Raw genomic sequence first — 24,419 nt, forward strand, 5'->3', positions numbered from 1 at the left:
CATGGTCAAGATTTGGCTGATTCGCGTAGTTCGCGAGCTTCGCGACGCAGGTTCTCCGCCGTCGTACGGCAGGCGGAAGCCAGCCCGCCGAGGTTCGAGTTCTGGGTCCTGAGCGTGCCGTTGAAGCGGTCGGCCGCCGGGCCGGTCCAGATCTCCCGCCCGCCCGAGGGCGTGGTGGTGATCTCCTTCAGCACCCCTTCGACCTGCCCCGCCCAGCCCTCGAACTTCTTGGCCAGTTCCTCCTTCGCCTCGGCCTGCGCGATCAGCTTGGCCTTGTCGGTCACGATCAGCCTCCGCGCTTCTTGAGGGCGTCGACCACGGCTTCGGTGTAGAAGCCCTGGATGGCGTTCTTGAGCAGCACCCGGTCCTCCGGGCTGAGCGCGGGCGCGCCCGCGACCTTGAGCCGGTCCTCGTAGGCCTTGAGATGTTGCTCGGACAGCTCGATGACCAGGTCGCTGGCCTCGCCGTTCTCGTTGCCGCCGAACAGCCCGCCGATGAGCGGCAGCTTCTGGAAGAAGTTGTCCTCCTTGTCGAGCGTCTTGGCCAGGTTGCCGGCGACCGGCCACTTCATCCGCTCTTCCAGCAGGTTCTTCCACAGCGTGCTCTGCACCTCGCCGGGCACGAGCTTGCCCAGGCGGCCGATGGTCAGGTCGATCGGGAGGATGAGCATCTCGACGGTGAGCTTGCGCCGCTCCTCCTCCTTGAGGTCGATGTCGTGCACCGCGCCGACCATCAGGCTGCCGAGGCCGCCGAGCTGCGCCATGGCGAGGGTGAACTTCTTGCGGTCCTCGGGGTTGTTGAGGTCGCCGTTGCCCACGTCGAGGGTGCCCTGGAGGCGGCGCATGCCGTCCGCCAGCGTCTCGCGGCCCTCGGGCCGCTGGAAGATGCCGGCGATGAGGTTGGTGAGGTCCTTCTCGCTCAGGTCGTCCCAGCCCTTGCCGGGGCTGAGGTAGCCGAGCTCCTTGTCGTTGCGCCCGGCGGCGAGCCGGGCGATCTCCGGCAGCCAGTTCGCGGCGTGCTTGGCCACGATCGCGTTGATCTCGGCGTCCTTGAGCGCGGCCGGCTTGAGCCCGCGGGCGGCCAGCGCCTTGGCCAGGGTCTGGAAGGCCTCGCGGCCGGTCTTCGGGTCGCTCAGGTCGGCGTTGAGCCCGTCCATGAGCGCCTTCTTGAGCACCGGGTCCTTGGCGAAGGAGTCGGTGTAGGCCCCGGCGGCGTGGGCCAGCGCCTTGCGCCGTTCAGGTCCGGGCAGGCCGCCGGTCAGCGCCCGGGCGATGGCGGCGCTGACCAGGGCGTCGAGGCCCGGTGGGCGACCCTCTTCGAGTACGGCCGGCTGCAGCAGCAGGTCGGCGGTCTTCTGGTCGGTGGCCAGCAGCGCCTGGAAGGCCTCGGGGTTGCCGTCGAGCGCCTTGAAGAACCAGTACAGCCGCCAGTTGTCCTCAGGCCCGGTGTGCCCGGTGACCGCGGAGGCGAGGTACTTGCCCGCCTCGACGAGGAACTCCTTCGACTGCGGCGCGGCGGCCAGCATGGCCGTCATCACGTCCGGGCCCGGCGTGGTGAGCATGTGCTTGCGCAGGTCGGGGATGAGCCCGGCGGCGTCGGCCGCGGCGAAGCCGTCGACCAGCGGCCCGAGCTCCTTCTTGAACTCCTCCAGTTCCTCCGGCGTCAGGCCCTTGCCGAGCGGGTCCTTGTTGTACTCCATCCACTTGGCCATGATGTCGCCGTAGGCCTTGGGCCCGAGCTTGTTGAGGAAGCCCGCGGCGAAGGCCGGATCCTTCATCTGGTCGGCCTTGAGCAGCTTCAGCAGCTCGTCGAAGGTGCTCATCCTGGGGTCCTTCTCGTAGGCAGCCCAGGCGTCCTTCAGCTTCTGCGCCTCCGCCTCGCCGGCCCGCTTGGCCGCGTCGGCGCTGGAGTAGGGGAAGTCGGCGACCTTGAAGTCGTCGCGCACCCGCCGCGCGCCGGGCACCGACTGGATGGTCTGGATCCGCCATTTCAGGTCGCGCTCGGAGTCGCCGAGGAAGGTCGCGCACTGGCCGAGCAGTTCGGCCCCCTTGGCGCCGCTGGGGAAGGCGGCGCCCGCTTCGGCGATCCCGGCCGACAGCGCGCTCTTCAGGGGGCCGGTCGCTTCGGCCGCGGTCTTGAGGGAGGTGGCCAGCTTGGTCGCGGCGGCTGGGTTGAGCCCCACGAACTCAGTCATGTCGCGTCACTTTCATAACGTTTGAGACGTTATCGCCCTGGACCGTGCCAAAGATCATCCTTGCTGAAACGTTCACTGATTCGCCACTAACGTGGTTGAGGGTGTTTATGCGGTCAGTGTGACTTGGGTTGCTTGGGCTAGGTATTGTCGGAAATCGTCACCAGCGTCCCTAACACTGGAGTCCCTGTAGATGAAGGCCACCGAACAGTCCTTCCGCAGGCCCGAAGCGCAGCGCCTGGCTGATCAAGGTCCTTCCTCGCAGCCCGTCCAGAGCCGTCGGCTGCCTTCCGCGCCGCGGGAGCGCAAGCCCGCGCTCGCGGCGCTCGCCGTCCTCCTGATCGTGGGCGGCGCGCTGCTCACCGCGTACCTGGTGATCATCATGGGCGACCGTGTGCCGGTGCTCAAGACCGCCCGCGACGTGCCCGCCGGGCAGCGCTTCGTCGCCGAGGACTTCGTCGAGGTGTCCGTGCCCTCCGACATGGAGGTCGCCTACATCCCGGCCGACCAGCTCGACATCGCGATCCAGAAGTACGCCAAGGTCGGCCTCACCACCGGGACGCTGCTCACCGAGGCCATGACCGCCGACGCGCAGGAGGGCCTGGTCGCCGGCAAGGCGGTCGTCGGCCTGGCGCTCAAGGCCGGGCAGTACCCGGCGATGCTCAACCCGGGCCAGCGCGTGCAGGTGATCTTCGTGTCCGGCGAGGAAGGCAGCGCCGAGGCCGGGCGCGTGCTGGCCGACCGGGCGCTGGTGCAGTCCGCCGAGACCTCGGTCGACGGCGGCGGGGCCCGCGTGGACATCGTCATCGACAAGGCCGTCGCCGCCGACATCAGCGCCGCCGCCTCCGCCGGCCGCGTCGCCCTGGCGTACCTGCCGGGCGGCAAGCCCGGCGACGCCGCCACCCCGGTGACGCCGACGCCGCAGGCCAGCACCCCGGTCACGCCCAGCCCCAAGGAATCGCCGACCGGCAAGGCCTCGCCCAGCGCCAAGGCCACGCCGACGACCACCGAGGACGAGTGAGCCATGGCCCTCATCGCCCTCGCCGCGGACAAAGGCGCGCCCGGCGTGACCACCGCCGCCACCGCGCTGGCCGCCGTCTGGCCGCGCCAGGCCTTCCTGGCCGAGTGCGACCCGGCCGGCGGTGACCTCGCCTACCGGCTGCCCGGGGAGCACGGCCACGCGCTCAACCCCGCGCACGGCCTGCTCAGCCTGGGCGCCGCGGCGCGCAAGGGGCTCGGCCCGCAGCAGGTCCTCGAACACTCCCAGCGCCTCATCGGCGGCCTCGACGTGCTGCTCGGCCTCACCGCCGCCGAGCAGGCGGCCGGGCTGACCTGGCTCTGGGACCCGCTGGCCCAGGCCCTCCGCGGCCTGCCGGAGACCGACGTGGTGCTCGACTGCGGCCGGCTCGGCTCGTACGCGCCGATCACCGGGCTGCTGGCCGCCTGCGACATGGTCGTCCTGCTCGTCCGGCCGCAGCTCGACCAGGTCGCCCACCTGCGCGACCGCGTCTCGGCCCTCGGCGCCGCGCTCGCCGAGCGCACCCGCACCCCGCCGGCCATGGGCGTCGTCGTGGTCGCCGAGCCCAAGGAGTACGGCAGGGCCATCGGCGAGGTCCGCCGCGTGCTGGCCGGAGCCGGGCTGCCCGACCTCGTGCTCGGCGGGCTGGCCTACGACGTCAAGGGCGCCGAGCTGCTGCGCGGCGAGTGGGGCGGCCGGCTCGACCGCACCCTGCTCATCCGGTCCACCCGCGAGCTGGCGACCACGCTCACCGGACATCTCGCGAGGGCGGCGTTCGCATGATCGACCACGGACTGGTGAAGCGGTTCCGGCAGGAGGTCGGCGACCGGCTGGCGCAGCAGCGGCGACTGGACGCGGCCAACGGCCTGGCGCCGATGACCGGCGAGGACGAGCGCCAGTTCGCCCGCGCGCTCATCGCGCAGGTGCTGGAGGAGCACGCCCGCAGCGAGATCGGCATCGGCCGCACCCCGCCCAACGCCGAGGAGGAGGAGGCGCTCGCCGCCGGCATCCACGCCGCCCTCTTCGGCGTCGGCCGCCTCCAGCCGCTCCTGGACAACCAGGAGATCGAGAACATCGACATCAACGGCTGCGACCGCGTCTTCGTCAGCTACGCCGACGGCCGCGAGGAACTCGGCGAGCCGGTCGCCGAGTCCGACGAGGAACTGGTCGAGCTGATCCAGATCCTCGCCGCCTACTCCGGGCTCAGCTCCCGGCCCTTCGACACCGCGAACCCGCAGCTCGACCTGCGCCTGCCCGACGGTTCCCGCCTGTCGGCGGTCATGGACGTGGCGGTACGGCCCGCGCTGTCCATCCGGCGCGCCCGCCTGGGCAAGGTCTTCCTGCCCGACCTGATCGGCAACGGCACGATCAGCCCCGAGCTCGGCCGCTTCCTGGCCTCCGCGGTGGCCGCGCGCAAGAACATCATGATCGCCGGCTCCACCAACGCCGGTAAGACGACGCTCCTGCGCGCGCTGGCGAACGAGATCGCGCCCAACGAGCGCCTGATCACCGTCGAGCGAGCCCTTGAGCTGGGCCTCGACCAGTTCCCCGAGCTGCACCCCAACGTGGTGGCCTTCGAGTACCGGCTGCCGAACGCCGAGGGTCAGGGCGAGATCACCATGGCCGAGCTGGTGCGGCGCTCGCTGCGCATGAACCCCTCGCGCGTGATCGTGGGTGAGGTCCTGGGCGACGAGATCGTCACCATGCTGAACGCGATGACGCAGGGCAACGACGGCTCCCTGTCGACCATCCACGCCAACTCCTCCATGGAGGTCTTCAACCGCATCGCGACCTACGCGCTGCAGGCGTCCGAGCGGCTGCCGATCGAGGCGACGCACATGCTCATCGCGGGCGCCATCGACTTCGTCGTCTTCATCACCAAGCGCAACGACTACGACCGGGGCGGGCGGCTGCGGCGGTTCGTCTCGTCCGTTCGTGAGGTGACCGGCGTCGACGGGCGGGTGCTCTCGTCCGAGGTGTTCGCACCGGGGCCGGACGGCGCCGCCGTACCGCACGCGCCCATCCAGTGCATCGAGGAGCTCGCCTACTACGGCTACCAGCCCGGCTACAACGGGGGGTGGCGGTGAACACGCTGATGACGGCGGTGCTCGGCGGCGCGATGCTGTCCGGCGGGCTGTTCCTGCTCGGCCTCTTCATCCGCGGCACCGAGGTGCGCCCACGTGCGGCCACCCCGGCCGACCGCCGCCAGCAGCTCCGCGCCCTGTCGGCCCGGATCGGCCTGGCGGTCGTGGTCGGCGCAGTGGTCCTGGCGGTCACCCGCTGGCCGGTCGTCGCGGTCGGCGCCGGGCTGCTCGTGCTGGGCTGGAACAGCCTGGCCGGCGGCGCGGCCGAGGAGCGCGCGGCGATGAAGAACCTCGAAGCCCTGGCCGCCTGGACCGAGTCCCTGCGCGACACCATCGCCGGCGCCGCCGGTCTGGAGCAGGCCATCCCGGCCTCCATCCGCGCCGCCGCCCCGACCCTGCAGCCGCACATCCGCGCCCTGGTCGACCGCCTGCACACCCGCATGTCGCTCCCGGACGCGCTGCATCGCTTCGCCGACGACCTGAACGACCCCTCCGCCGACCTGGTCGTCGCCGCGCTCATCCTCAACGCCAAGCTGCGCGGCCCCGGCCTGCGCGAGGTGCTCAGCGCCCTGGCCACCTCGGCCCGCGAGGAGCTCGACGTGCGCCGCAAGGTCGAGGCCGAGCGGCGCTCCACCCGGCGCTCCATGCAGATCGTCGTCGGCGCGTCGGTCGGCTTCGCGGCGGCGCTGGTCATCTTCAACCCGTCCTACGTCGGCGAGTACCAGGGCTGGCTCGGCCAGCTCGTCCTGCTGGTCGTGGCGGCCCTGTTCGGCGCCGGGTTCGCCTGGATGCGGCGGCTGGCCAAGTACAACAAGCCCGAGCGGCTGCTGGCCCGGGTGACGCCGCAATGAACGTGCTGACCATCTCGCTGCTCGGCGGGGCCCTGATCGGGCTCGGCCTGTTCACCCTGAGCCGCGCCCTGTTCCCGGCCCGCCCCGGCCTCGCCGCGCGGCTGTCGGCCACGGACGGCCTGCGCCGCGAGTCCGAGATCTCGGTCAGCGTGATCAGCCGGGAGGAGGTCAGCCCGTTCCGCCGCCGCCTCGGCGAGTCCATGGGCCGCTTCTACGCCGCCCGCGGCTGGGAGATGCGATCCGCCCGCGCCGACCTGGCCCTGCTCGGCCGGTCCTGGGACGGCTTCCTGGCCACCAAGTGCCTGCTCGGCGCGGCCGGCCTGCTGTCGGCGCCGCTGGTGGCCGGCTGGGTCTCGCTGATGGGCTGGGGGCTCAGCCTCAGCGTCCCGCTCTGGTCGGCGCTGGTCATCGCGCTGATCTTCTTCATGCTCCCCGACGTGCAGCTCAAGCGGGACGCCGCGGCCAAGCGCCGCGACTTCCGGCACGCCGTCGGCGCCTTCCTCGACCTGGTGTCCATGAACCTCGCCGGCGGCCGTGGCGTGCCCGAGGCGCTCATGATGGCCTCCTCCGTCGGCGACGGCTGGGCCATGGTCCGCGTCCGCGAGGCCCTGTCCAACGCCCGCATCGTCGGCATCACCCCCTGGCAGGCCCTGGGCCAGCTCGGGGAGGAGGTCGACCTCGACGAACTGCGCGACCTGTCGTCCGCGCTCGGCCTGGTGGCCGAGGACGGCGCCAAGGTCCGCCAGTCGCTCGCCGCCCGTGCCGAGACCATGCGCAAGCGCGAACTGGCCGAGGTCGAGGGCCAGGCGGGCGAGCGCTCCCAGTCCATGCTCGTCGCCCAGCTCCTCCTCTGCGCCGGCTTCCTGATCTTCCTGAGCTATCCGGCCGCAATGAAAATGTTGGGATCATGAAAGGGGACATCCCAATGAATCCGCTTCAGTCACCGCTGGTCGTGTACCTGCGGGCGATGCTGGGAGTCCGCATCGAACGGGCTCGCAACGCACCCTCCCGCGGCGCCTCCGCCGTCGAGTGGGTCATCATCACGGCGGTCATCGCCGCCGTCGCCATGGGGCTCGCGCTGGTCATCCAGCAGGTCGTCACCGAGCGGCAGGAACAGATCAAGACCGGCTTCGGGTCGGGTGGCGGCAAGCCGGCCGGCGGCTGACGCCCGTGCCCGCGCGCCCCGCCTTCCCGGCCGGCCGCCCGCCTGTCCGGTGGGCGGCCGGTCGATGTGCGCGGTTTTCCGCGCGGGCCGGGCGGTTGCCGCGGGTACGGCGGGGCGATCGGGGTGCGTCGGCCATCGAGCTGGCGATCATCATGCCCGTGGTGCTGATCGTGCTCCTGCTCATCGTGCAGTTCGCGCTGATCTTCCACGGCCGCCAGGTCGCCGACGCCGCCGCCCGGGAAGGCGCCCGCGTGGCCCGCTCGGCGGGCGCGGGAGCCCGTGACTGGCAGAGTACGGCCAGCCGCCGGGCCAAGGACATCCTGCGCGCGATGGGCCCCAAGATGCTGGAGAGCGCGACCGTCACCCCGTGGCAGCGCGGCAGCGAACGAGGTGTGACCGTCCGCGGCAACGCCGTGGCGGCTGTTCCGCTCATGCCGGGCATGACCTTCACCATCACCTCGACCTTCGGCGGCCCCATCGAGTGCTTCCGCCCGGACAACGGTTCCGGAGGCTGCGGATGAGGCGGCCGGCCGGTGACGGCGAGCGGGGGTCGATGGCGGTGGAGACGGTGCTGCTGGCGCCGGTCCTGCTGCTGTTCATCCTCTTCCTCGTCGGCGCGGCGGTCATCGTCGAGTCGCAGGGCGAGGTCAACGGCGCCGCCCGCGACGCCGCCCGGGCCGCGTCGGTCCAGCGGGAGTTCGGCGCCGCGCAACGGGCCGCCACCGCGGCGGCGCGGGCCTCGTTGAGCGGATCGTGCGCGAGCCCCGTCGTCAGCCTGGCCGGCTCGAACTTCACCGAGGGCGGCGAGGTGCGCGCCCGCGTCACCTGCCGGCTCGACCTGGGCTCGGTGGCCGGGTTCGGCTTCCCCGCGACCAAGGAGATGAGCTCCACCGCCGTCGCCCCGCTGGAGCAGTTCCGGAGGATCGGATGAGACGGCTGCGGGAACGGCGCGGCGACCGGGGCAGCACGGCGGTGTTCGTCGTGGTCTTCTCGCTCGCGCTCTTCTTGCTGGCTGGGCTCCTGGTCGACGGCGGCGCGGCGATGAACGCCCGGCTCCGCGCCGGCGACATCGCCGAACAGGGCGCGCGGGCGGCGGCCGACACCATCGACGAGGACGAACTGCGCGCCAGCGGGCGGATCCGCATCCGCGACGCCGCGGCCGCCTGCGGGCGGGCCCGGCGGGTGGTCACCGCCCACGCGGAGGCCAAGGCCCGCATGACCGCCTGCAGCGTGCGAGGCGGCAACCGCGCCGAGGTCGGCGTCGAGATCAAGTGGAACGCGATCCTGCTGTCGATCATCGGCATCACCGAGGGAACCATGTCCGCCGAGGTCTCGGCCGGACCGGAAACAGGTAGATAAGGCATGTCACGACAACCTGTGCGAGTGCAGTCGAGGTCCGGCCTCGACATCCTGCTCGGCGTGCTCTCCGTGATCGCCCTGCTCGGGCTGGTGGGCGGCGTGCCGTACGCGCTGGTGCGGTTCTTCGGCAACCCGCTGCCCGAGCAGTTCTCGATCGAGGCGCTGACCAGGCAGGTCGGGTTCGGCACGGTGCTGGACATGCTGGCGATCCTGGTCTGGCTGGCCTGGGCGCAGCTCGTCGTGTGCGTGGTGGTCGAGCTGTGGTCGGCCATCCGGCGGGTGGGCGTGCCGGCGCAGGTGCCGTTCGCCCGCGGGCCGCAGGCGCTCGCGCACCGGCTGGTGACGGCGGCGCTGCTGCTGTTCACCGCGGCGGCGGTGGTGACGCCCATGGTCAACGCGGTGGCCCAGCCCGGCGGCGCCCAGATCGCCGCGGCGCAGCAGGCCGTGCCGCAGCCGGTGGTCCAGGAGGCCGAGCAGCTCGCGCCGGTGAAGAAGGCCAAGAAGGTCTACACCGTCCAGCCGCCGGAGGGACGCCACCACGAGAGCCTGTGGGAGATCGCCGAGAAGTGCCTGGGGGAGGGCCGCAGGTACAAGGAGATCTACGAGCTCAACAAGCACAAGGAGCAGCCGGACGGGACGAAGCTGCACATCGCCAGCCTGATCCGGCCCGGCTGGGTGCTGGAGATGCCGGACGACGCCCGCAACGTGCACATCGTCGCCGAGGACGACTCGCGGCCCGAGATCCTCGACCGGCACCCGGACAAGCCCGCCGAACTGGACGGCCGGACCGCGCACCAGCAGGTCCAGCAGGCCGACGACCGGGCGGGCGACCCGTCCCGCGCCGACGACGCCGCCCCCGGCCGGGCCGACCTTTCGCAGATGTACGGTGACCCCGAGCAGACCATGAACGTCCGGCCGGGGCAGGTCCAGCCCGCCGAGCAGACCCTCCAGGTACGGCCGGCCGAAGTGCTGGCCGGCGACCAGGACCAGGGCCTCGACCTGTCCGCGCTGCCCGACTACCTCGCCGCCGCCTCGCTGGCCGCCGCCGGGCTCCTGGCCGCGCTGGGCCGCCGCCGCCGCGAGCAGTTGTGGGGCCGTGCGTTCGGCCGCCGGCTGCCCGAGCCCTCCGGCCCCGGCGCGCTGGCCGAGAAGGCGCTGCTGCTGGGCGCCGACCACCACGGCACCCGGCTGCTCGACCTCGGCCTGCGGCACCTGGCCAAGGAGCTCGGCGCGGCCGGCCGTACCCCACCCACGGTCTACGGCGCGTTGCTGGCCCCCACCCACCTCGACCTGTGGATCCACCCGGCCGACCGCGAAGCGCCCGCGCCGTGGGTCGCCGTCGACGGCGGGCAGGTGTGGCGGCTCGACGCCACCCAGGGCCTGCGCCTGCCCGAACAGCCGCTGGCCGGCGTGCTGGCTCCCTATCCCGGCCTGGTCTCGCTCGGCGCGAATGAGGGCGGGCGCGTGCTGGTCGACCTCGAAGCCGCGCACGGCATCATCAACCTGCGCGGCCCGGCCGAGTACGTGACCGCGGCGCTGGCCGCCGTCGCCGTCGAGCTGGCCACCAACCGCTGGTCCGACCACATGAACCTGGTGCTGGTTGGCTTCGGCGTCGAGCTGTCGATGATCGCCCCCGAGCGCATCACCGCCTACGCCACCCTCGGCGAGGCCCTGCCCGCGCTGGAGGCCGCGACCGCCGAGGTGCGCGGCGCGCTGGCCGCGCTCGGCGCCGACTCCGTGCTCACCGGCCGGGCGCGCGGGGTGCAGAGCGAGTCGTGGATGCCCACGTACCTGATCTCCGCCGTGCCGCCCACACCCGAGCAGGCCCAGCGCCTGGCCGAACTGGCCCGCACCGGCTCCCGGCTGGCCTCCGGCTACCTCGTCGCGGGCGAGGCCACGCCCGGCGCGGTCTGGCAGTGGGAGATGCACGGCGACGGCCGCGCCACACTGCCCGCCCTCGGCTTCTCGGTCAAGGCGCAACTGCTGCCGCAGGACCAGTACCGGCAGGTCATCGACCTCTTCCGCAGCGCCACCGGACGCGAAGGGCTGCCGCTCGGCGACCCCTCACCGTCGGGGCCGGTCGCGCACCAGCTCCAGCCCGGCTTCCAGGCGCTCGCCGACGTGCGGATCCTCGGCCCGGCCGACGTCCAGGCCGGCGGACCGCTCGAACCCGACCGGATCGCGCAGTGCCAGGAACTCATCGCCTACGTCGCCACCCACCCCGGCGGCGTGCACCCGCGCGTCCTGGCCGGGGCGCTGTGGCCACGCGGCGTCGAGGAGACCGTGCGGGACGCGGTCATCGACCGGGCGATGGACTGGCTCGGCGACGACGTCAACGGGCGGCCCAACCTCTTCCTCGACATGCAGGGCCGGCTGCACCTGGGGCCGTTCGTGCGGGTCGACTGGGAGATCTTCAAGGAGCTCCTGCGGGTCGCGCGGCAGGACGCCGGGCAGGAGGCGGCGATCCTCTCCTACGCCCTTGACCTGGTGCGTGGCCCCCTCCTGGCCGACCGGCCGTCCGGGCGTTACCTGTGGCTGGCCGGCGACCCCATCGAGACCGAGGTCACCGCCCGGGTCTCCGACGCCGCGCAGCGGCTCTGGCACCTTCGCATGTCCGTCTCCGACGCCCAGGGCGCCATCTCGGCGGCCCTCGCGGGGCTTCGGGTGTCCGAGGGGGACGAGGCGCTCTGGCGGTGCCTGCTCCGCGCCGCCCACGCCACCGGCGACCCCGGCACCCTCCAGTTCTGGGTCGGCACCCTGCGGCAGCGGGCGGCCAACTCGCAGTACTGGGGGCGGCTGGTGCCGGAGACCGAGGCTTTGATCGAGGAACTGCTCCCTTCACCGGTGCCGGAACGGGCGGCGGGATGACCAAGAAACCTTCTACCCGTTCCTCGGGTTCGCCCCGTTCTCTGGCAGCCTCCGCCTCCTCGGGCTCCTCCGGCTCGTCGCTGGTGTGGCGGTTCGCGGCACTTGCCGTCTGTACGGCTGTCGCGGTGACGGCGTGCGGGCCCTCGCCGAAGAAGGCCAGCGGCTTCGGCCACTCGGGCTCCACCGACACCGCGGGCCGCCCGGGAACCTCCGCCTCTCCCGGCTCAGGCCCCGGCCCCGACTCCGCCTCCGGCTCGGGTGATCCAGAGTCTCCGAGCACCGCCACCGGCGACCCGGCCTCTCCCGCCCCTGGCAACCCAACGCCCGGCGACCCAACGCCCGGCGACCCATCGCCCGCCAACCCCGAGGCGAACCTCCCGCCCGACCCCTCCAAGGGCAAGCCCTTCGCCAAGGTCCGCCTCCCCGCCGACTTCCGCCTCACCTTCCCCACCCCCACCGGCGAGGCCCGCGCCGCCGTACAGACCTTCCGCGACTTTTGGACCTACTGGTGGTACGCGATCACCACCAACGGCCGCGACCAGCAGTACCAACGCCTCCTGTCCCGCGCCGACCTCCTGGACGGCGGCCTCGGCATCTTCCCCGAGATCGTCGCCGGCTGGCGGGCCGAGGGCGTCCGCCCCACCGGCCACCTCCGCGTCGACCACCTGCGCACCACCCTGATCGAACCCGCCAGGATCGGCTTCGCCGCCTGCGTCGACGCCACCAAGCTCGGCACCCGCTCCCTCTCCTCGGGCGAGGAGCGCTGGACGCTGGGCAAGCGCGACACCTCCCGCTACCAGATGCGAGTCCTCATGAAGCAGACGGCCGACGGCTGGCGGGTCGCCGCCTTCACGTCCGACTACACGGCTAAGGAGTGCCGATGAAGCGGCGCCTGCTCGCCCTCCTCCTGGCGATCGTCACCCTCATCCCCCTGGGCGCCACCTCCGCCCTCGCCGACCCGCCCGTCGGCGGCGGCAACGGCAGCGAGTACTACGTCGAGACCCAGGTCAACCTGTCCGGCAACGGCCACAACCCGGGCGGCAAGACGCACATCCCGCCGGACTTCGACCCGCCCAAGTGCTGGTGGGAGCCGAAGTTCACCTATGCCGAGATGGTGGAGTTCCTCACCGGCATCCAGGAGCGCTTCGGCGTCTTCGGCGGCGTCATCGAGGTCCTCGTCGACTACATCATCGAGAAGATCCTCGCCGAGTACAAGCAGTACCAAAGCTGGCCCGGCAAGATCTTCTGGCTCCTGACTCACGACAAGACCGCCGAGGGCGAGGCCTGCTACCAGGCCACCACCCCCAAGTGGCGCGTCATCCAGCAGGTCCCCGTCGCCGAGAACGACAAGGTCATCGACCCCTGGGACCTCGCCAAGATCGCCCGCGCCAACCTTGTCCTGCCCCGGCCCCGTATCAAGATCAACCCGCCTGGCGGCCGCTCCTACGTCGGCCTGGAGACCTGGATCGGCGTCCGCCCCATGCGCCCCCGCTCCGTCACCGCCTCCGTCCCCGGCTTCCCCCAGCTCAGCGCCACCATCCGGGCCCGGCCTTCCGCCATCCGCATCGAGACCAACGGCCCCGGCCAGGTCAAGTCCGGCACCACCTGCCCGCTCTACACCAAGGGCGCCTCGCTGGCTTCCGGCTGCTGGATCAAGTTCACCAAGTCCTCCCTGGGCGGCCGCTACACCATCACCGTCACCCAGCTCTGGGAAGTCACCAGCACGCCCAACTTCAACCTGCCCCAGGGCGAAGTCTCGGCCAGCTCCACCATCCAGATCGACGAAATCCAATCCACCGTCCGCAAGTAACCCACCGCAGGTTCCCCCGCGGGGGCCACCTCCTGTGGTCGCCCCCTCGGACCGCCCGCGTTCCGCCCTCCGGGTCACCTCCCTGGCCGCCCCCTCGGACAACCCGCCGTTCCGCCCTCCGGGCCACCTCCCAGGTGGCCCACTCGGGCCACGCGCCGGGCTGTCCGCTCGGGCCACGCGCCGGGCTGTCCGCTCGGGCCACGCGCCGGGCTGTCCGCTCGGGCGACCTGCCGGGCTGTCCGGCTTGGCTCGTAGGGGCGGCCCGCTCGACTTGCCCCGACGAGCCACCCACTCGGGCCGCCCCGCGCAGGTAACCCCGCTCAGGCGCCTCAGCTGGTCTGCGGGAAGCCAGGCCCCTCGCCCGCCGGACTTCCCATCTGAAGGGCCGCCTGTCCAAAGACCGCTCGCCCGCACAGCACGGCATCGGCCGGTCGGCCACCTCCGGCCTGCTCCCCGCCGTACGATCAAGCCCCGCCGCGGTCCGGCAAGGCGGTCTGAACCGGCGTAACCACCCCCATGCCGATCAACAGCCCCCGCCCCGGCGGCCCACCCACAGCCCCCCGAGGCAACCGCACATTGAACAGGTCCCCATCCGCCGGGCTCTGGACCGACAGCAACACCCCAGTCCGGGGCTTACGTGCCTCTGCCACGAACCCGCGATAAGCCGTGGTCAGATCCCCAGTAGCCCCGCCGATGATCAACCCATGCTCTCCATCCCGCCCGCTCCGCAACACCTCATCCAGCACCAGCCCCAACGGCGCATCCGGGTTGATGAGCTCAGCGTCATCCACGATCACCACATACCGCTCCCGGTCGGCGATCAGGTCCTGCAGCCCGGTCCCGTTGCCATCGAGTACGGCAAGCGCGCCCTCCAACTCCCGCAACGGGCTTCGCCGAGGCACGACAGCGATTACCGGCGTCCCTTGATCGATCAGCGACCGGGCAGCCGTCAGCAGCACCGACGACCGACCCGACCGTGGCGGCCCGGCCACTACCGCCCCCGGGCCCTGGGCGAGCAGGTCGATCCCCATCGGGGCCAGCGAGTCGCCCCCTACGCCCACCAACGCCCACAACGGTGACGGCGGCGCGAACCCCGGCACCAGCGCCATGGCCTGGCTGGCGGTGATGCGATTCGGCATGGAGTCCACCCGCAACGGCGGCTCCCCATCCCAAATCCACCCCGCGCTACCGACCCCGCCCTCTCTCAGGCCGCCCCCGCCACTAATAGCTCTCTGAGTCGGGATGATCTCGTTGCCGTTGCCGTTGCCGTTGCCGTTGCCTCCGCCACCGTCTCCGCTCCGGCTTGGGGCACCCTGGCTCGGAATGCTCCCGCTGCCCGCACTGACCCCGCTGCCCGCACCGGCCTCGCTCAGGACGTCCCCGCTCGCTCCAGCCTGGCTCGGAACGCCTCCGCCACCCGCACCGATCTCACTCAAGAGGTCCCTCCTCACGCCCGCCTGGCTCGGGACGCGCTCGCTTCGGATGGCCCGCTCGCCGGGAGCGCGCTCGTCGCTCTGGGCGGCTCGGGCGAGGCGTGCGAGCTTCTGGAAGGCCGCCACCTGGGCGGGCCCCGAGGGATCTGGGTCCAGCAGGGCGATCTGGCTTTCGATCAAGCCGTGGTCGCCCATCGACACAGCGCGCCCGGGTGGCATGGTCGACGGCAGCTCCTTGATCGGCAGACCTGCCAGGCCGTAGTCGGCCGAGTCGGCCAGGCGGAGGATGAGGCGGTCATCGAAGACCGTGGAGACCTGGCCGATCAGCGCCGATCGGTCCCCGGTGACCACCGCCCGGAGGCCTACCGCCGCCCCCTCGCGCAACAACTGCAGGAGGGCCTCGGTCAGTCGGCCGTAGTCGTAGCCCTCGAATGCCGCGGCATACCCCTCCCAGCGGTCGATCAACAGCACGAGCCACGGCAGTCGGTTGCCCGCTGCTCGGTACTCGGCCAGTGAGGAGTGTCCGGCCTCGGCGAGCAGTTGTTGGCGGCGGCCTACCTCGGCTCGTAGTCGGATGAGGAGGCGTTCGACTCGGTCGAGCTGGTCTCGGGTGACGACTGCCCCGCAGTGCGGCATGGCCACCAGCGGCAGCAGCGCTCCCGAGCCGCAGTCGATGGCGTGGACGTGTACGTCTGCGGGCGAGGCTGTGGCGGCGATGCGGCCGGCGATGGTGCGCAAGGCTGTCGACCGGCCTGTGCGTGCGCTGCCGGCGATCAGTAGGTGGCCGCCCTTGTCCAGGTCGAGGGTGAGGGGTCGTTGTTGCTGTGCCCACGGCAGGTCGGTGACGCCGAACTCCACTGGAGCAACCTCCGCCGCGGTGGCGCTTGGACGGTGAGCTTCCGGGATGGTGGGGTCAGCGTGTCGTTCTGGGGTGGCGATGACTACCTGCTCGGGTAGCGGGTCTAGCCAGGGGCTTGGCTGTTCGGGGACCTGGGCCAGTCGGGCTGCCTCGGCGATGGCGTCCACCAGTAGGGCCAGGTCGGTGGTGCCTGAACCGTCGTCGGGGTCCTGCGGTGCAGGTAGAGCGCGGCCCAGGGATCGCCATGTCAGGTCCGTTACGCGGACTGGTGCGCTCGATCGGGTTCCGCCGCCTCGGCCGCCGATTCGGGCCGTCTGTACGGCTGTCGCGGCTCCTACCCCGGCTCGGACGTAGCAGCGGCCGGGGGTGGAGCGGGAGATGTGGGCGGCGTCGGGGACGTCGATGACGTCGGCGGATTCGGCTGGCTCGGTGACCCGGAGGGCTATGCGGAGGGAGGTGTTGGCTTGGATGTCGGCGGTTACCACGCCTGCTGGGCGTTGGGTGGCGAGGATCAGGTGGATTCCCAGGGAGCGGCCTCGGCGGGCTATGTCGACCAGGCCGCTTACGAAGTCGGGTAGTTCGGCCACTAGGGCGGCGAACTCGTCGATGATCAGGACTAGGCGGGGGAGGGGGTCCAGCTCCTGCTCGGAGGGGCCCTTCTTGGTTGGCAGGACTTCTGGGGGAGCTTCGGCGTGGGGTTCCCGTGTTTGGGTTCCGGGGGCCTGGCTTCCGGGGGCCTGGGAGGCGTGTGGTTGGCGGGCGTTGGGGTGTGGGCCGCCTCCGTAGGGGTGGCTTTCTGTAGGGGCCGGGTCGGCTGCTGCCCAGCTTGGGAGGGCGCTGTTGTGTGGCCTCGTGGCGGGTGCCGCAGGGCCGTGGGGGGCGGTTGAGCCGGTCAGCCAGGGGCCGTCGAGTCGGGACTGTTCCACCGCTCGCAGTCGGGCGAGCCACCCCGCCGGGCCGGAGCCCAGGGTGCCGCGGCTTCCAGAGCCCAAGGGGCCGCTACTCCCAGAACCCGAGGGGTAGCCGCCCCCGGAACCCGAGATCCCACCGGCACCGGGAGTCGGGCTGCCGTCGGCGCCAGTGTCCAAGGTGGGGCGGAACCCGGAGCTCGCGGTTTCACGGGGCCCGAAGCTCCAGGTCCCGCCGGTCCCGGAGTTCGAAAGGTTCCCAGCGGTGGAGCGGGCGGGATCACCAGGGTTGGCGGGGGCGAAGCCGGGGTGGCCTGGGGTGGGCCGTGCGGGGCCGTCACCGCCAGACCAATGAGGGGCTGGGCGGGTGAGGGTGTGGAGGTGGTGTGAGTAGTCCTCGATGTCCTTGGCGCCCACCCGCAGCAGCAACCGTTCGCGGCGGCGGATCTCGGCGGCGAGGGAGTCGAGGGCGCGCTGGGTGAGGTGGCCGTCGAGGTCGGTGACCATGCCGACGGTGTGCGGCAGCCGTACGCAGTCGTTGAACGCGGCCCCGCCCTTGTAGTCGATGAGGACGAAGGTGAGCTGGTCGGGGCGGTTGGCGGTGGCGAGGGAGCAGATGAGCGTCTGCAGCAGCTCGGATTTGCCCGCGCCGGTGGTGCCGGCGATGAGGCCGTGGGGGCCGTCAACCGCGAGGTCCACAGCGAAGGGGCCGTCGGGACCGATGCCGATGGGGGCGGCGGTCGTCCCCCGGTCGGTCCAGCGGGTGGCGATGTCGGAGGCGGTGGGGGCGGGCAGGGAGAGCAGGTCGAGAAGCCGGGCCGAGCCGGGAAGCTGGCCGGCGAGGTCGGCACGGCTGACGTCACGGATGGGGGCCAGGGCACGGGCGAGCCGGTCGCACCAGGAGGGGGAGACCTGGTCGGCGAGCAGGGGCCCGAGGGCGTCGAGGCCGCCGCCGCGAAGGCGGACGAGTCCGGTGTCGTCGCAGGTGGCGACGGTGGCGCATTCCTCGGGGAGCAGGCGCTGGTCGTCGTCGACGGCGAGGGTGTAGACGCCGGCGCGCGGGCCCTGGCGGAGGACCTGCGGCATGCCGGGCAGGCCGCGGAGCACCTGGGCGCCGTCGAGGACGACGAGGACGTCGAAGGGGCGTTCGTCGTAGGTGGCGAAGGCCGGTTCGGTGGGGGTGGCGGGGCCGCCCAGGTCGTCCCAGCCGGTGGGGATCTTGCCGAGTTCGGGGATCGAGGTGTTGAGCCGCTCGTCGATCAGCGAGCTGAGCTCGGCGACCCGGCGGGCGGCGGTCTCGGGGTCGGCGCCGACGAGCGTGACGCTGTCGGCGGGCAGGACGCCCTGGCCGGAGCAGTGCGGCAGCCAGCGTACCCAGCTCCAGCGCGCCTCGCCGTCGGAGTGCGCGGACAGCACGACGATCGCCAGGTCGCGCGGGCTGTGCAGGGTGGCGGCCTGGCCGATCAGCCAGCTCACCAGCCCGGACGTGGTCTCGCGCGGGCCGGTGACGCCCGCGACGCCCAGGCGGCGCAGAGGCAGAGCCACGGGCACGGCATGGCACAGCGGCGGGTCGAGCGGCCCGCCGCGCTCCTCGGCCAGCTCCAGGTTGGCGGGCAGGTCCGCCAGCCCCACTCGCAGCCGCAGCGCGTCGGGGTCGTGGATCCGGCGCTCCCACAACCGGCGCCGCGGCCCGGTCGCGGTGAGCAGGAGCTCGGCGGCGTCGGGCGCGTCGGACCGCCGGGCCAGCTCGTCCTGGCGGCGCGCGTCGGCCACCTCGTGCTCGTACTCGGCCAGCCGTTCCTGGTAGTCCTTCATCGCCCGCCGGTGCTTCTTGCGGCCGTGCCGGCGGTCGCTCCACCACTGGCCGAACATGATCAACGGGCTCATCAGGGCGATGAGCAGGAAGTACCACTGGCCCAGGAAGTAGGCCAGACCCACGCCCAGCAGCGCGGGAAGCAACGCGGCCAGCAGTTGCAGCCGCAGCCCCTCGGTCCGGCGGGGCTCGGCCGGCCGCTCGAACCGCCGCTCCGGCTCGGGCCGGCGGAGCCTGGGCGGCCGGTTGTAGGCGACGCCGCCCTCGGGGCGCGGGGCCAGGTGGGCGTCGGGCGCCTCGATCGCGGTGAGCGCCAGGACGGTGGAGCCGCAGGTCAGCAGGGCGTGTTCGGGCCAGTCGACGGCCTCGGTGACCGGGTCGGACTCGAGCTGCAGGTCGGCGGGCTCGGGAACGGCCGCGGCGCTGCGGGACTCGGCCCGGCCGAGGAGCTGGGCGACGTCGTCGGCGTAGCGGCCCTTGAGCTTGCGGCGGGGGCCGCCGGTCAGCGGTTGCGCATGCCGTACCGGCTCGATGGTGATGGTTTCGGGGGTGATGCGGAGGAGGGCGGCTTCGGGCGGCAGGGACGGGTCGGGCACGGCGATGGCGCACAGATCGCTGGAGCCGATGACGTGCTGGCCCAGGCCCAGGCGGTGCACGAGGCCCGCGCCAGGGCCGCCCACGACGCGGATCTCGGCCACTCCGCCGGGCTCGTCGGTGATCGTGTGGCGGGCCAGGTGCTCGGACAGGGCCACGCGGTCGCCGTCGCGCAGGATCGCCCGGACGGGGGCCCGGGGGTCGAGCTCGCGTCCGTTGCGCCACAGGGTGGCGGGGTGGCCGGGCGCGCTCAAAAGGGGATCGGTGTCCCAGGAACTCGTCGGGGAGAGGCCGTAGGGGGCGCGGTTGAGGCGGACGACCTTGGCCAGCGGCACGTCCTGACCCCGCAGAGCGTCGGCGAGGCGGCCGACGGTGAGCTCGCCCTCGCCCTCCACGACCACATCACGATCGCCGCGCTCGTCGAGCACGGTGAGCATGATCCGCATGTGCCGACCCCCTAGGTTCGCGACCGGGCCACCGTAACGCCAGCGACAACGGTAAGCCCGCCGATTGACGGCAACGGCATGACGAAACCAAGGTGTGGATAACTCGGAGCCGCGTCCTCGCCTGTGGAAAACGCGACGAGTTTTTGCCGGACACCGGGAAATCGGCTGTGGACAACCTGTGGACGAGGGTAGACGGCCAATGGTCGATCAGGCTCGCCCGGCCGAGCCGGTCGCCGGGCGTATACGCCCACGTCGAGGGCTGTTCAACCCCCATTAACCACCTCCGCCGCACCCCGCCGATTTTGTCCTGATAAATCAGTGATAAATGCGTCCCAAGTTACTCAAGTGACTCCTATCACGCTATTCATGGAATAAGCAACTGACTCCACAAAACGGGTCTGGGCAAGGTCGAGTTGACAGGCTCCCACCTGCGAAAGGAGCATGGTTCCCCGTATTCCATCCCCGCCCCAACAATCCGGTGCACATAATGGCGGGGAATTAGACAATTCATCTGAGCTCGTAATGGGAGCCCCCCACCCATGAGGACCAGCGAGAAACCCGCCGTCACCCCGGCGGGCCCGAACGGCGCGCTCTCCGGGCCCGCCTCGCGCAAGCTGCCGGTGCCGCCGCGCGAGCGCAAACCGGCGCTCGCGGCGCTTGCCGTCCTCCTCATCCTGGGCGGAGCGCTGGCCAGCACGCTGCTGGTCATGCGCAGCGGCGAGCGCATCTCCGCGATCCGGGTGACCCAGCAGATCGGGACGGGTCAGCCCATGTCCGCCGAGGCGTTGCAGGAGGTGCAGATCGCCGATACCGGCATCGACTACGTACCGTGGTCGCGGCGGTTCGAGGTGGTGCGCAACTTCGCGGCGACCACGATCCTGCCCGGCACGCTGCTGACCGAGCAGATGACCATCACCGCGAGCCAGGAACTGGGCCCGGGCAAGGCCAAGGTGGGCCTGGCTCTCAAGGCGGGGCAATATCCCGCGGGTCTCGACAAGGGGGATCGGGTCCAAGTCGTCTACGTTCCTGGCCGGACGTCCCAGACGGCCGGCCGGGTGCTGGCGCAGAGCGCGCTCGTGCACAGCGTCAGTCCGCCGGGCCGTACCGGATCCTCCGGACTCATCACGATCATCGTCGACTCGTCGGTGTCGCCGGACATCGTGGCCCGCGCCTCCACCGGGGAGATCGCCGTCGCCGAGCTGCCGGGAGCGCGCTGACGTGGCGCTCATCGTGCTGGCCGCCGACAAGGGCGCGCCCGGCGTGACGACCGGCGCGACGGCCCTGGCCGCGGTGTGGCCGCGGCCGGTGCTGCTGGCCGAGTGCGACCCGTCCGGCGGCGACCTGGCCTACCGCCTCCCGGCGCAGGACGGCGGGGTGCTCAATCCGGGCAAAGGGCTGCTCACGCTCGGTGCCATCGCGCGCCGCGGGCTGGAACCGGTGCAGATCCACGAGCACACCCAGAAGATCGTCGGCGGGCTCGACGTGCTGGCCGGGCTCAGCCACGGCGAGCAGGCCGCCGGGCTGAGCTGGCTGTGGGGGCCGCTCGGCAAGAGCTTCGCCGCGCTCCCCAACGCGGACGTGCTCGCCGATTGCGGACGGCTCGGCACACATCCGCAGCTGGCGGACCTCATCGCCGAAGCCCGGCTGCTGGTGCTCTTCACCCGCGCGAGCCTCGACCACGTGGCTCACCTGCGCGAACGGCTCAGCCTGACGAAACCGGAGAAGACCGGCGTCGTGGTCATCGCCGACCCGCGGCAGTACCGCGCCTCGATCGACGAGGTCCGCCGCATCGCCGGGCCGAGCGTGCAGTTCGTGCACGGCCTGGCCTACGACCCCAAGGGCGCCGAGCTGCTGCGCGGCCAGTGGGGCGGCCGGCTCGACCGTTCCCTCCTCATCCGTACGGCTCGCGAGCTGGCCGGCCGCCTGCACGGCCGCCTCGCCGGCGCCGACGCCGAGCAGGGGAGGCGCGCGTGATCGACCACGGTCTGGTGAAGCGCTTCCGCCAGGAGGTCGGCGACCGCCTGGCCCACCAGCGGCGGCTCGACGCGGCCAACGGCCTGGCGCCGATGACCGGCGAGGACGAGCGCCAGTTCGCCCGCGCGCTGATCTCGCGGGTCCTGGAGGAGCACGCCAGGAGCGAGATCGGCCTGGGACGCACCCCGCCCACGGTCGAGGAGGAGGAGGCGCTCGCCGCCGGCATCCACGCCGCGCTCTTCGGCGTCGGCCGCCTGCAGCCCCTGCTCGACGACACCGAGGTCGAGAACGTCGACATCAACGGCTGCGACCGCGTCTTCGTCAGCTACGCCGACGGCCGGGAGCAGATCCACGACCCGGTCGCCGAGTCCGACGACGAGCTGATCGAGCTGATCCAGATCCTCGCCGCCTACTCGGGGCTGAGCTCCAGGCCGTTCGACACCGCCAACCCGCAGCTCGACCTGCGCCTGCCGGACGGCTCCCGGTTGTCGGCGGTCATGGACGTGACCGTGCGCCCGGCGGTCTCGATCCGCCGTGCGCGCCTGGGCAAGGTCTTCCTCTCCGACCTCGTCGGGAACGGCACCCTGAGCCCCGAGGTGGGACATTTCCTGCAATGCGCGGTCGCGGCCCGCAAGAACATCATGATCGCCGGCTCCACCAACGCCGGGAAGACGACCCTGCTGCGCGCCCTGGCGAACGAGATCCCCGTCACCGAGCGCCTGATCACCGTCGAACGTGCCCTGGAGCTGGGCCTCGACCAGTTCCCCGAACTCCACCCCAACGTCGTCGCCTTCGAGCAACGCCTGCCCAACGCCGAGGGCCAGGGCGAGATCACCATGGCCGAGCTGGTCCGCCGATCCCTGCGCATGAACCCCTCCCGCGTGATCGTCGGCGAGGTTCTGGGCGACGAGATCGTCACCATGCTCAACGCCATGACGCAGGGCAACGACGGCTCCCTGTCCACGATCCACGCCAACTCCTCCATGGAGGTCTTCAACCGCATCGCCACCTACGCCCTCCAGGCCGCCGAACGCCTCCCGATCGAGGCCACGCACATGCTCATCGCCGGGGCCATCGACTTCGTCGTCTTCATCGAGAAGCGCAACGACTACGAGCGCGGCGGCACGCTGCGCCGCTACGTCTCCAGCGTCCGCGAGGTGACCGGCTGCGACGGCCGCGTGCTGTCCAGCGAGGTCTTCGCCCTCGGGCCGGCCGGACTGCTGCCGCACGCCCCGGTGTCCTGCCTGGAGGAGCTCGCCGCCCACGGATACCAGCCGGGAGGGTGGTAATGCCGCTCATCGACCCCCTTGTCCTGCTGTCCGGCGCGGCCGCCGGTGGCGGCCTGTTCCTGCTGATCATGGCCCTGTACGGCATGCGCCCCCGCCCGTCGCGCCCGAAACGCGAGCTCGCCCGCACCCTCACCACCCGCACCGCCATCGCCGCCGTCGCGGCGGTAGCCGTACTCGTGACCACCGGCTGGGCGGTCGCCGCGGTCGGCACGGTGTTGCTGGTCTTCGCCTGGCGCGGCCTGTCCGGCGGCGCGGCCGAGGAACGCGCGGCGATGCAACGCCTGGAGGGCCTGGCCGCCTGGACCGAATCCCTGCGCGACACCATCGCCGGAGCCGCCGGCCTGGAGCAGGCCATCCCGGCCTCCATCCGCGCCGCCGCCCCCTCGCTCCGGCCGCACCTGCGGGCCATGGTCGACCGGATGCACACCCGGATGGCCCTGCCCGACGCGTTACGGCTGTTCGCCGACGAGCTCGCCGACCCCTCGGCCGACCTGGTGATCGCCGCCCTCATCCTCAACGCCAAGCTGCGCGGACCGGGCCTGCGCGACGTGCTGGGCGCGTTGGCGGTCTCCGCCCGCGAGGAGCTCGACATGCGCCGCCGGGTCGAGGCCGAGCGCCGCGCGACCCGCAAGAGCGTGCAGATCGTCGTGATCACCGCGCTGGTCTTCGCCGGGGTTCTGGTCGTCTGGAACCCGGGATACGTCGCCGAGTACAGCTCCTGGCTCGGCCAGGCCGTCCTCACCGTCGTCGCCGGCCTCTTCGGGGCGGGCTTCGCCTGGATGCGCCGCCTGGCCCGCTTCGACAAACCGACCCGGCTGCTGGTGGGAGGCGACCAGAGTGGTTGAGACGGTCGCCGCCGGCGGAGCCCTCGGACTGGGCCTCTTCCTGCTGATCCGCGCGTTGTTCCCGGCCCGTCCGGGTCTGGTGGCGCGGCTGCTGGCGCTGGACGCGGTGCGCCAGGACGAGGGCCCGCGGCTGCAACTCGTCCTGCCGGACGAGGAGGTCGGCGCGTTCCGGCGCGGGCTCGGCGTGCGCCTGGCCCGCCTGTACGGGGCCCGCGGCTGGGAGGCCCGGTCGGTCAAGGCGGACCTGGCCCTGGTCGGGCGCTCCTTCGAGGGCTTCCTGGCGACCAAGGTGTTGCTCGCCGTCTCCGGCCTGCTCGCCTTCCCGGTGCTGCTGGCCTGGCTGGTGCTGATGGAGTGGGGGGTCTCGCTCGCCATCCCGTTCTGGATGGCCGTGGCGGTCGCCGCGCTGTTCTTCTTCCTGCCCGACCTGCAGATCCGGCGGGACGCCGCCACCCGCCGCCGTGACTTCCGGCACGTCGTGGGCGCCTTCCTCGACCTCGTCTCCATGAACCTCGCCGGCGGGCGCGGCGTGCCCGAGGCGCTGCTGATGGCGGTGTCGGTCAGCGGCGAGCAGCCCAACTGGGCGATGTACCGCATCAAGGAAGCACTGGCCGGCGCCCGCATCGTCGGCATCACCCCGTGGCAGGCGCTCGGCCAGCTCGGCGAGGAGATCAACGTCGACGAGCTGCGCGACCTGTCCGCCGCGCTGGGGCTCGTCGCCGACGACGGCGCGAAGGTGCGGACCTCGCTAGCCGCCCGGGCCGCCACCCTGCGCCGCCGCGAGCTCGCCGAGGTCGAAGGGCGGGCGGGGGAGCGCTCGCAGTCCATGCTCGTCGCCCAGCTCCTGCTGTGCGCGGGCTTCGTGATCTTTCTCAGTTTCCCGGCCGCGATGAAGATGTTGGGGTCCTAGCC

General features: G+C 72.1%; 20 protein-coding genes. 17 read left to right on the forward strand and 3 right to left on the reverse strand.

Translation table 11 applies throughout. From position 1 onward, the window contains the following. Positions 1 to 5: 5 nt before the first annotated feature. Complete coding sequence (locus tag AB0I67_RS02585; RefSeq protein WP_357916415.1) at positions 6 to 284, reverse strand: hypothetical protein; 279 nt, start codon at positions 282 to 284, stop codon at positions 6 to 8. A 2-nt stretch (positions 285 to 286) separates the two neighbouring features. After that, positions 287 to 2,194, reverse strand: coding sequence for a hypothetical protein (locus AB0I67_RS02590; protein WP_357916418.1), 1,908 nt, complete (start codon positions 2,192 to 2,194; stop codon positions 287 to 289). Positions 2,195 to 2,384: 190 nt separating this feature from the next. On the opposite strand from AB0I67_RS02590, the gene AB0I67_RS02595 reads away from it, so the two are divergent. The 12 genes from AB0I67_RS02595 to AB0I67_RS02650 all read left to right on the forward strand — a co-directional run bounded on the left by AB0I67_RS02595 (position 2,385) and on the right by AB0I67_RS02650 (position 13,346). Continuing rightward, on the forward strand, positions 2,385 to 3,212 hold the full coding sequence (locus AB0I67_RS02595; protein WP_357916421.1) for an SAF domain-containing protein: 828 nt from the start codon (positions 2,385 to 2,387) through the stop codon (positions 3,210 to 3,212). Positions 3,213 to 3,215: 3 nt separating this feature from the next. Continuing rightward, complete coding sequence (locus tag AB0I67_RS02600; RefSeq protein WP_357916424.1) at positions 3,216 to 3,992, forward strand: hypothetical protein; 777 nt, start codon at positions 3,216 to 3,218, stop codon at positions 3,990 to 3,992. Further along, entirely contained in the window at positions 3,989 to 5,296 is a 1,308-nt protein-coding gene (locus AB0I67_RS02605; protein WP_357916427.1) for an ATPase, T2SS/T4P/T4SS family, read from the forward strand. Before AB0I67_RS02600 ends, AB0I67_RS02605 begins: the two co-directional genes overlap by 4 nt. After that, on the forward strand, positions 5,293 to 6,144 hold the full coding sequence (locus AB0I67_RS02610) for a type II secretion system F family protein (RefSeq protein ID WP_357916429.1): 852 nt from the start codon (positions 5,293 to 5,295) through the stop codon (positions 6,142 to 6,144). The genes AB0I67_RS02605 and AB0I67_RS02610 overlap by 4 nt, the downstream gene beginning before the upstream one ends. Further along, on the forward strand, positions 6,141 to 7,055 hold the full coding sequence (locus tag AB0I67_RS02615; RefSeq protein ID WP_357916432.1) for a type II secretion system F family protein: 915 nt from the start codon (positions 6,141 to 6,143) through the stop codon (positions 7,053 to 7,055). The genes AB0I67_RS02610 and AB0I67_RS02615 overlap by 4 nt, the downstream gene beginning before the upstream one ends. Positions 7,056 to 7,069: 14 nt before the next feature. Next, entirely contained in the window at positions 7,070 to 7,309 is a 240-nt protein-coding gene (locus tag AB0I67_RS02620; RefSeq protein ID WP_357916435.1) for a hypothetical protein, read from the forward strand. A 95-nt stretch (positions 7,310 to 7,404) separates the two neighbouring features. Beyond that, positions 7,405 to 7,830, forward strand: a complete 426-nt coding sequence (locus tag AB0I67_RS02625) for a TadE/TadG family type IV pilus assembly protein (RefSeq protein WP_357918364.1) — start codon at positions 7,405 to 7,407, stop codon at positions 7,828 to 7,830. After that, positions 7,827 to 8,240: a TadE/TadG family type IV pilus assembly protein gene (locus AB0I67_RS02630; RefSeq protein WP_357916438.1), complete on the forward strand. Its 414-nt coding sequence runs from the start codon at positions 7,827 to 7,829 to the stop codon at positions 8,238 to 8,240. Before AB0I67_RS02625 ends, AB0I67_RS02630 begins: the two co-directional genes overlap by 4 nt. Continuing rightward, a complete protein-coding gene (locus AB0I67_RS02635; protein ID WP_357916441.1) occupies positions 8,237 to 8,668 on the forward strand; it encodes a pilus assembly protein TadG-related protein in 432 nt (143 codons plus the stop codon). The genes AB0I67_RS02630 and AB0I67_RS02635 overlap by 4 nt, the downstream gene beginning before the upstream one ends. Before the next feature lie 24 nt (positions 8,669 to 8,692). After that, complete coding sequence (locus AB0I67_RS02640) at positions 8,693 to 11,536, forward strand: hypothetical protein (protein WP_357916443.1); 2,844 nt, start codon at positions 8,693 to 8,695, stop codon at positions 11,534 to 11,536. An 83-nt stretch (positions 11,537 to 11,619) separates the two neighbouring features. Then, the gene (locus AB0I67_RS02645) at positions 11,620 to 12,420 is read left to right on the forward strand and encodes a hypothetical protein (RefSeq protein ID WP_357916446.1); all 801 of its coding nucleotides are present in this window, start codon (positions 11,620 to 11,622) and stop codon (positions 12,418 to 12,420) included. Further along, entirely contained in the window at positions 12,417 to 13,346 is a 930-nt protein-coding gene (locus AB0I67_RS02650) for a hypothetical protein (protein ID WP_357916449.1), read from the forward strand. Before AB0I67_RS02645 ends, AB0I67_RS02650 begins: the two co-directional genes overlap by 4 nt. Before the next feature lie 464 nt (positions 13,347 to 13,810). On the opposite strand, the gene AB0I67_RS02655 is transcribed toward AB0I67_RS02650, so the two are convergent. Then, a complete protein-coding gene (locus AB0I67_RS02655; protein WP_357916452.1) occupies positions 13,811 to 19,399 on the reverse strand; it encodes an FtsK/SpoIIIE domain-containing protein in 5,589 nt (1,862 codons plus the stop codon). A 539-nt stretch (positions 19,400 to 19,938) separates the two neighbouring features. Between AB0I67_RS02655 and AB0I67_RS02660 the strand changes: the two genes are divergently transcribed. From AB0I67_RS02660 to AB0I67_RS02680, 5 genes are read left to right on the forward strand one after another with little or no spacing between them, the layout of a single operon-like run. After that, a complete protein-coding gene (locus tag AB0I67_RS02660) occupies positions 19,939 to 20,616 on the forward strand; it encodes a hypothetical protein (RefSeq protein ID WP_357916455.1) in 678 nt (225 codons plus the stop codon). 1 nt (position 20,617) lies between these two features. Next, positions 20,618 to 21,373 carry a hypothetical protein gene (locus tag AB0I67_RS02665; RefSeq protein WP_357916458.1) on the forward strand — a complete coding sequence of 252 codons (756 nt, stop codon included), beginning with the start codon at positions 20,618 to 20,620 and terminating at the stop codon, positions 21,371 to 21,373. Continuing rightward, entirely contained in the window at positions 21,370 to 22,662 is a 1,293-nt protein-coding gene (locus AB0I67_RS02670; protein ID WP_357916461.1) for an ATPase, T2SS/T4P/T4SS family, read from the forward strand. The genes AB0I67_RS02665 and AB0I67_RS02670 overlap by 4 nt, the downstream gene beginning before the upstream one ends. Continuing rightward, positions 22,662 to 23,507, forward strand: coding sequence for a type II secretion system F family protein (locus AB0I67_RS02675; RefSeq protein WP_357916464.1), 846 nt, complete (start codon positions 22,662 to 22,664; stop codon positions 23,505 to 23,507). Before AB0I67_RS02670 ends, AB0I67_RS02675 begins: the two co-directional genes overlap by 1 nt. After that, on the forward strand, positions 23,500 to 24,417 hold the full coding sequence (locus AB0I67_RS02680) for a type II secretion system protein (RefSeq protein WP_357916467.1): 918 nt from the start codon (positions 23,500 to 23,502) through the stop codon (positions 24,415 to 24,417). Before AB0I67_RS02675 ends, AB0I67_RS02680 begins: the two co-directional genes overlap by 8 nt. The last annotated feature ends 2 nt before the right edge of the window (positions 24,418 to 24,419 follow it).

The organism is Nonomuraea sp. NPDC050310, from assembly GCF_040655795.1.
In the GTDB taxonomy this organism is placed as follows: domain Bacteria; phylum Actinomycetota; class Actinomycetes; order Streptosporangiales; family Streptosporangiaceae; genus Nonomuraea.

Bases quoted from the DNA above. Each gene is read 5' to 3' on its own strand.
- AB0I67_RS02590 (WP_357916418.1), bottom strand. From the start codon at position 2,194: ATGACTGAGTTCGTGGGGCTCAACCCAGCCGCCGCGACCAAGCTGGCC.
- AB0I67_RS02595 (WP_357916421.1), top strand. From the start codon at position 2,385: ATGAAGGCCACCGAACAGTCCTTCCGCAGGCCCGAAGCGCAGCGCCTG.
- AB0I67_RS02600 (WP_357916424.1), top strand. From the start codon at position 3,216: ATGGCCCTCATCGCCCTCGCCGCGGACAAAGGCGCGCCCGGCGTGACC.
- AB0I67_RS02605 (WP_357916427.1), top strand. From the start codon at position 3,989: ATGATCGACCACGGACTGGTGAAGCGGTTCCGGCAGGAGGTCGGCGAC.
- AB0I67_RS02615 (WP_357916432.1), top strand. From the start codon at position 6,141: ATGAACGTGCTGACCATCTCGCTGCTCGGCGGGGCCCTGATCGGGCTC.
- AB0I67_RS02620 (WP_357916435.1), top strand. From the start codon at position 7,070: ATGAATCCGCTTCAGTCACCGCTGGTCGTGTACCTGCGGGCGATGCTG.
- AB0I67_RS02630 (WP_357916438.1), top strand. From the start codon at position 7,827: ATGAGGCGGCCGGCCGGTGACGGCGAGCGGGGGTCGATGGCGGTGGAG.
- AB0I67_RS02635 (WP_357916441.1), top strand. From the start codon at position 8,237: ATGAGACGGCTGCGGGAACGGCGCGGCGACCGGGGCAGCACGGCGGTG.
- AB0I67_RS02650 (WP_357916449.1), top strand. From the start codon at position 12,417: ATGAAGCGGCGCCTGCTCGCCCTCCTCCTGGCGATCGTCACCCTCATC.
- AB0I67_RS02655 (WP_357916452.1), bottom strand. From the start codon at position 19,399: ATGCGGATCATGCTCACCGTGCTCGACGAGCGCGGCGATCGTGATGTG.
- AB0I67_RS02660 (WP_357916455.1), top strand. From the start codon at position 19,939: ATGAGGACCAGCGAGAAACCCGCCGTCACCCCGGCGGGCCCGAACGGC.
- AB0I67_RS02675 (WP_357916464.1), top strand. From the start codon at position 22,662: ATGCCGCTCATCGACCCCCTTGTCCTGCTGTCCGGCGCGGCCGCCGGT.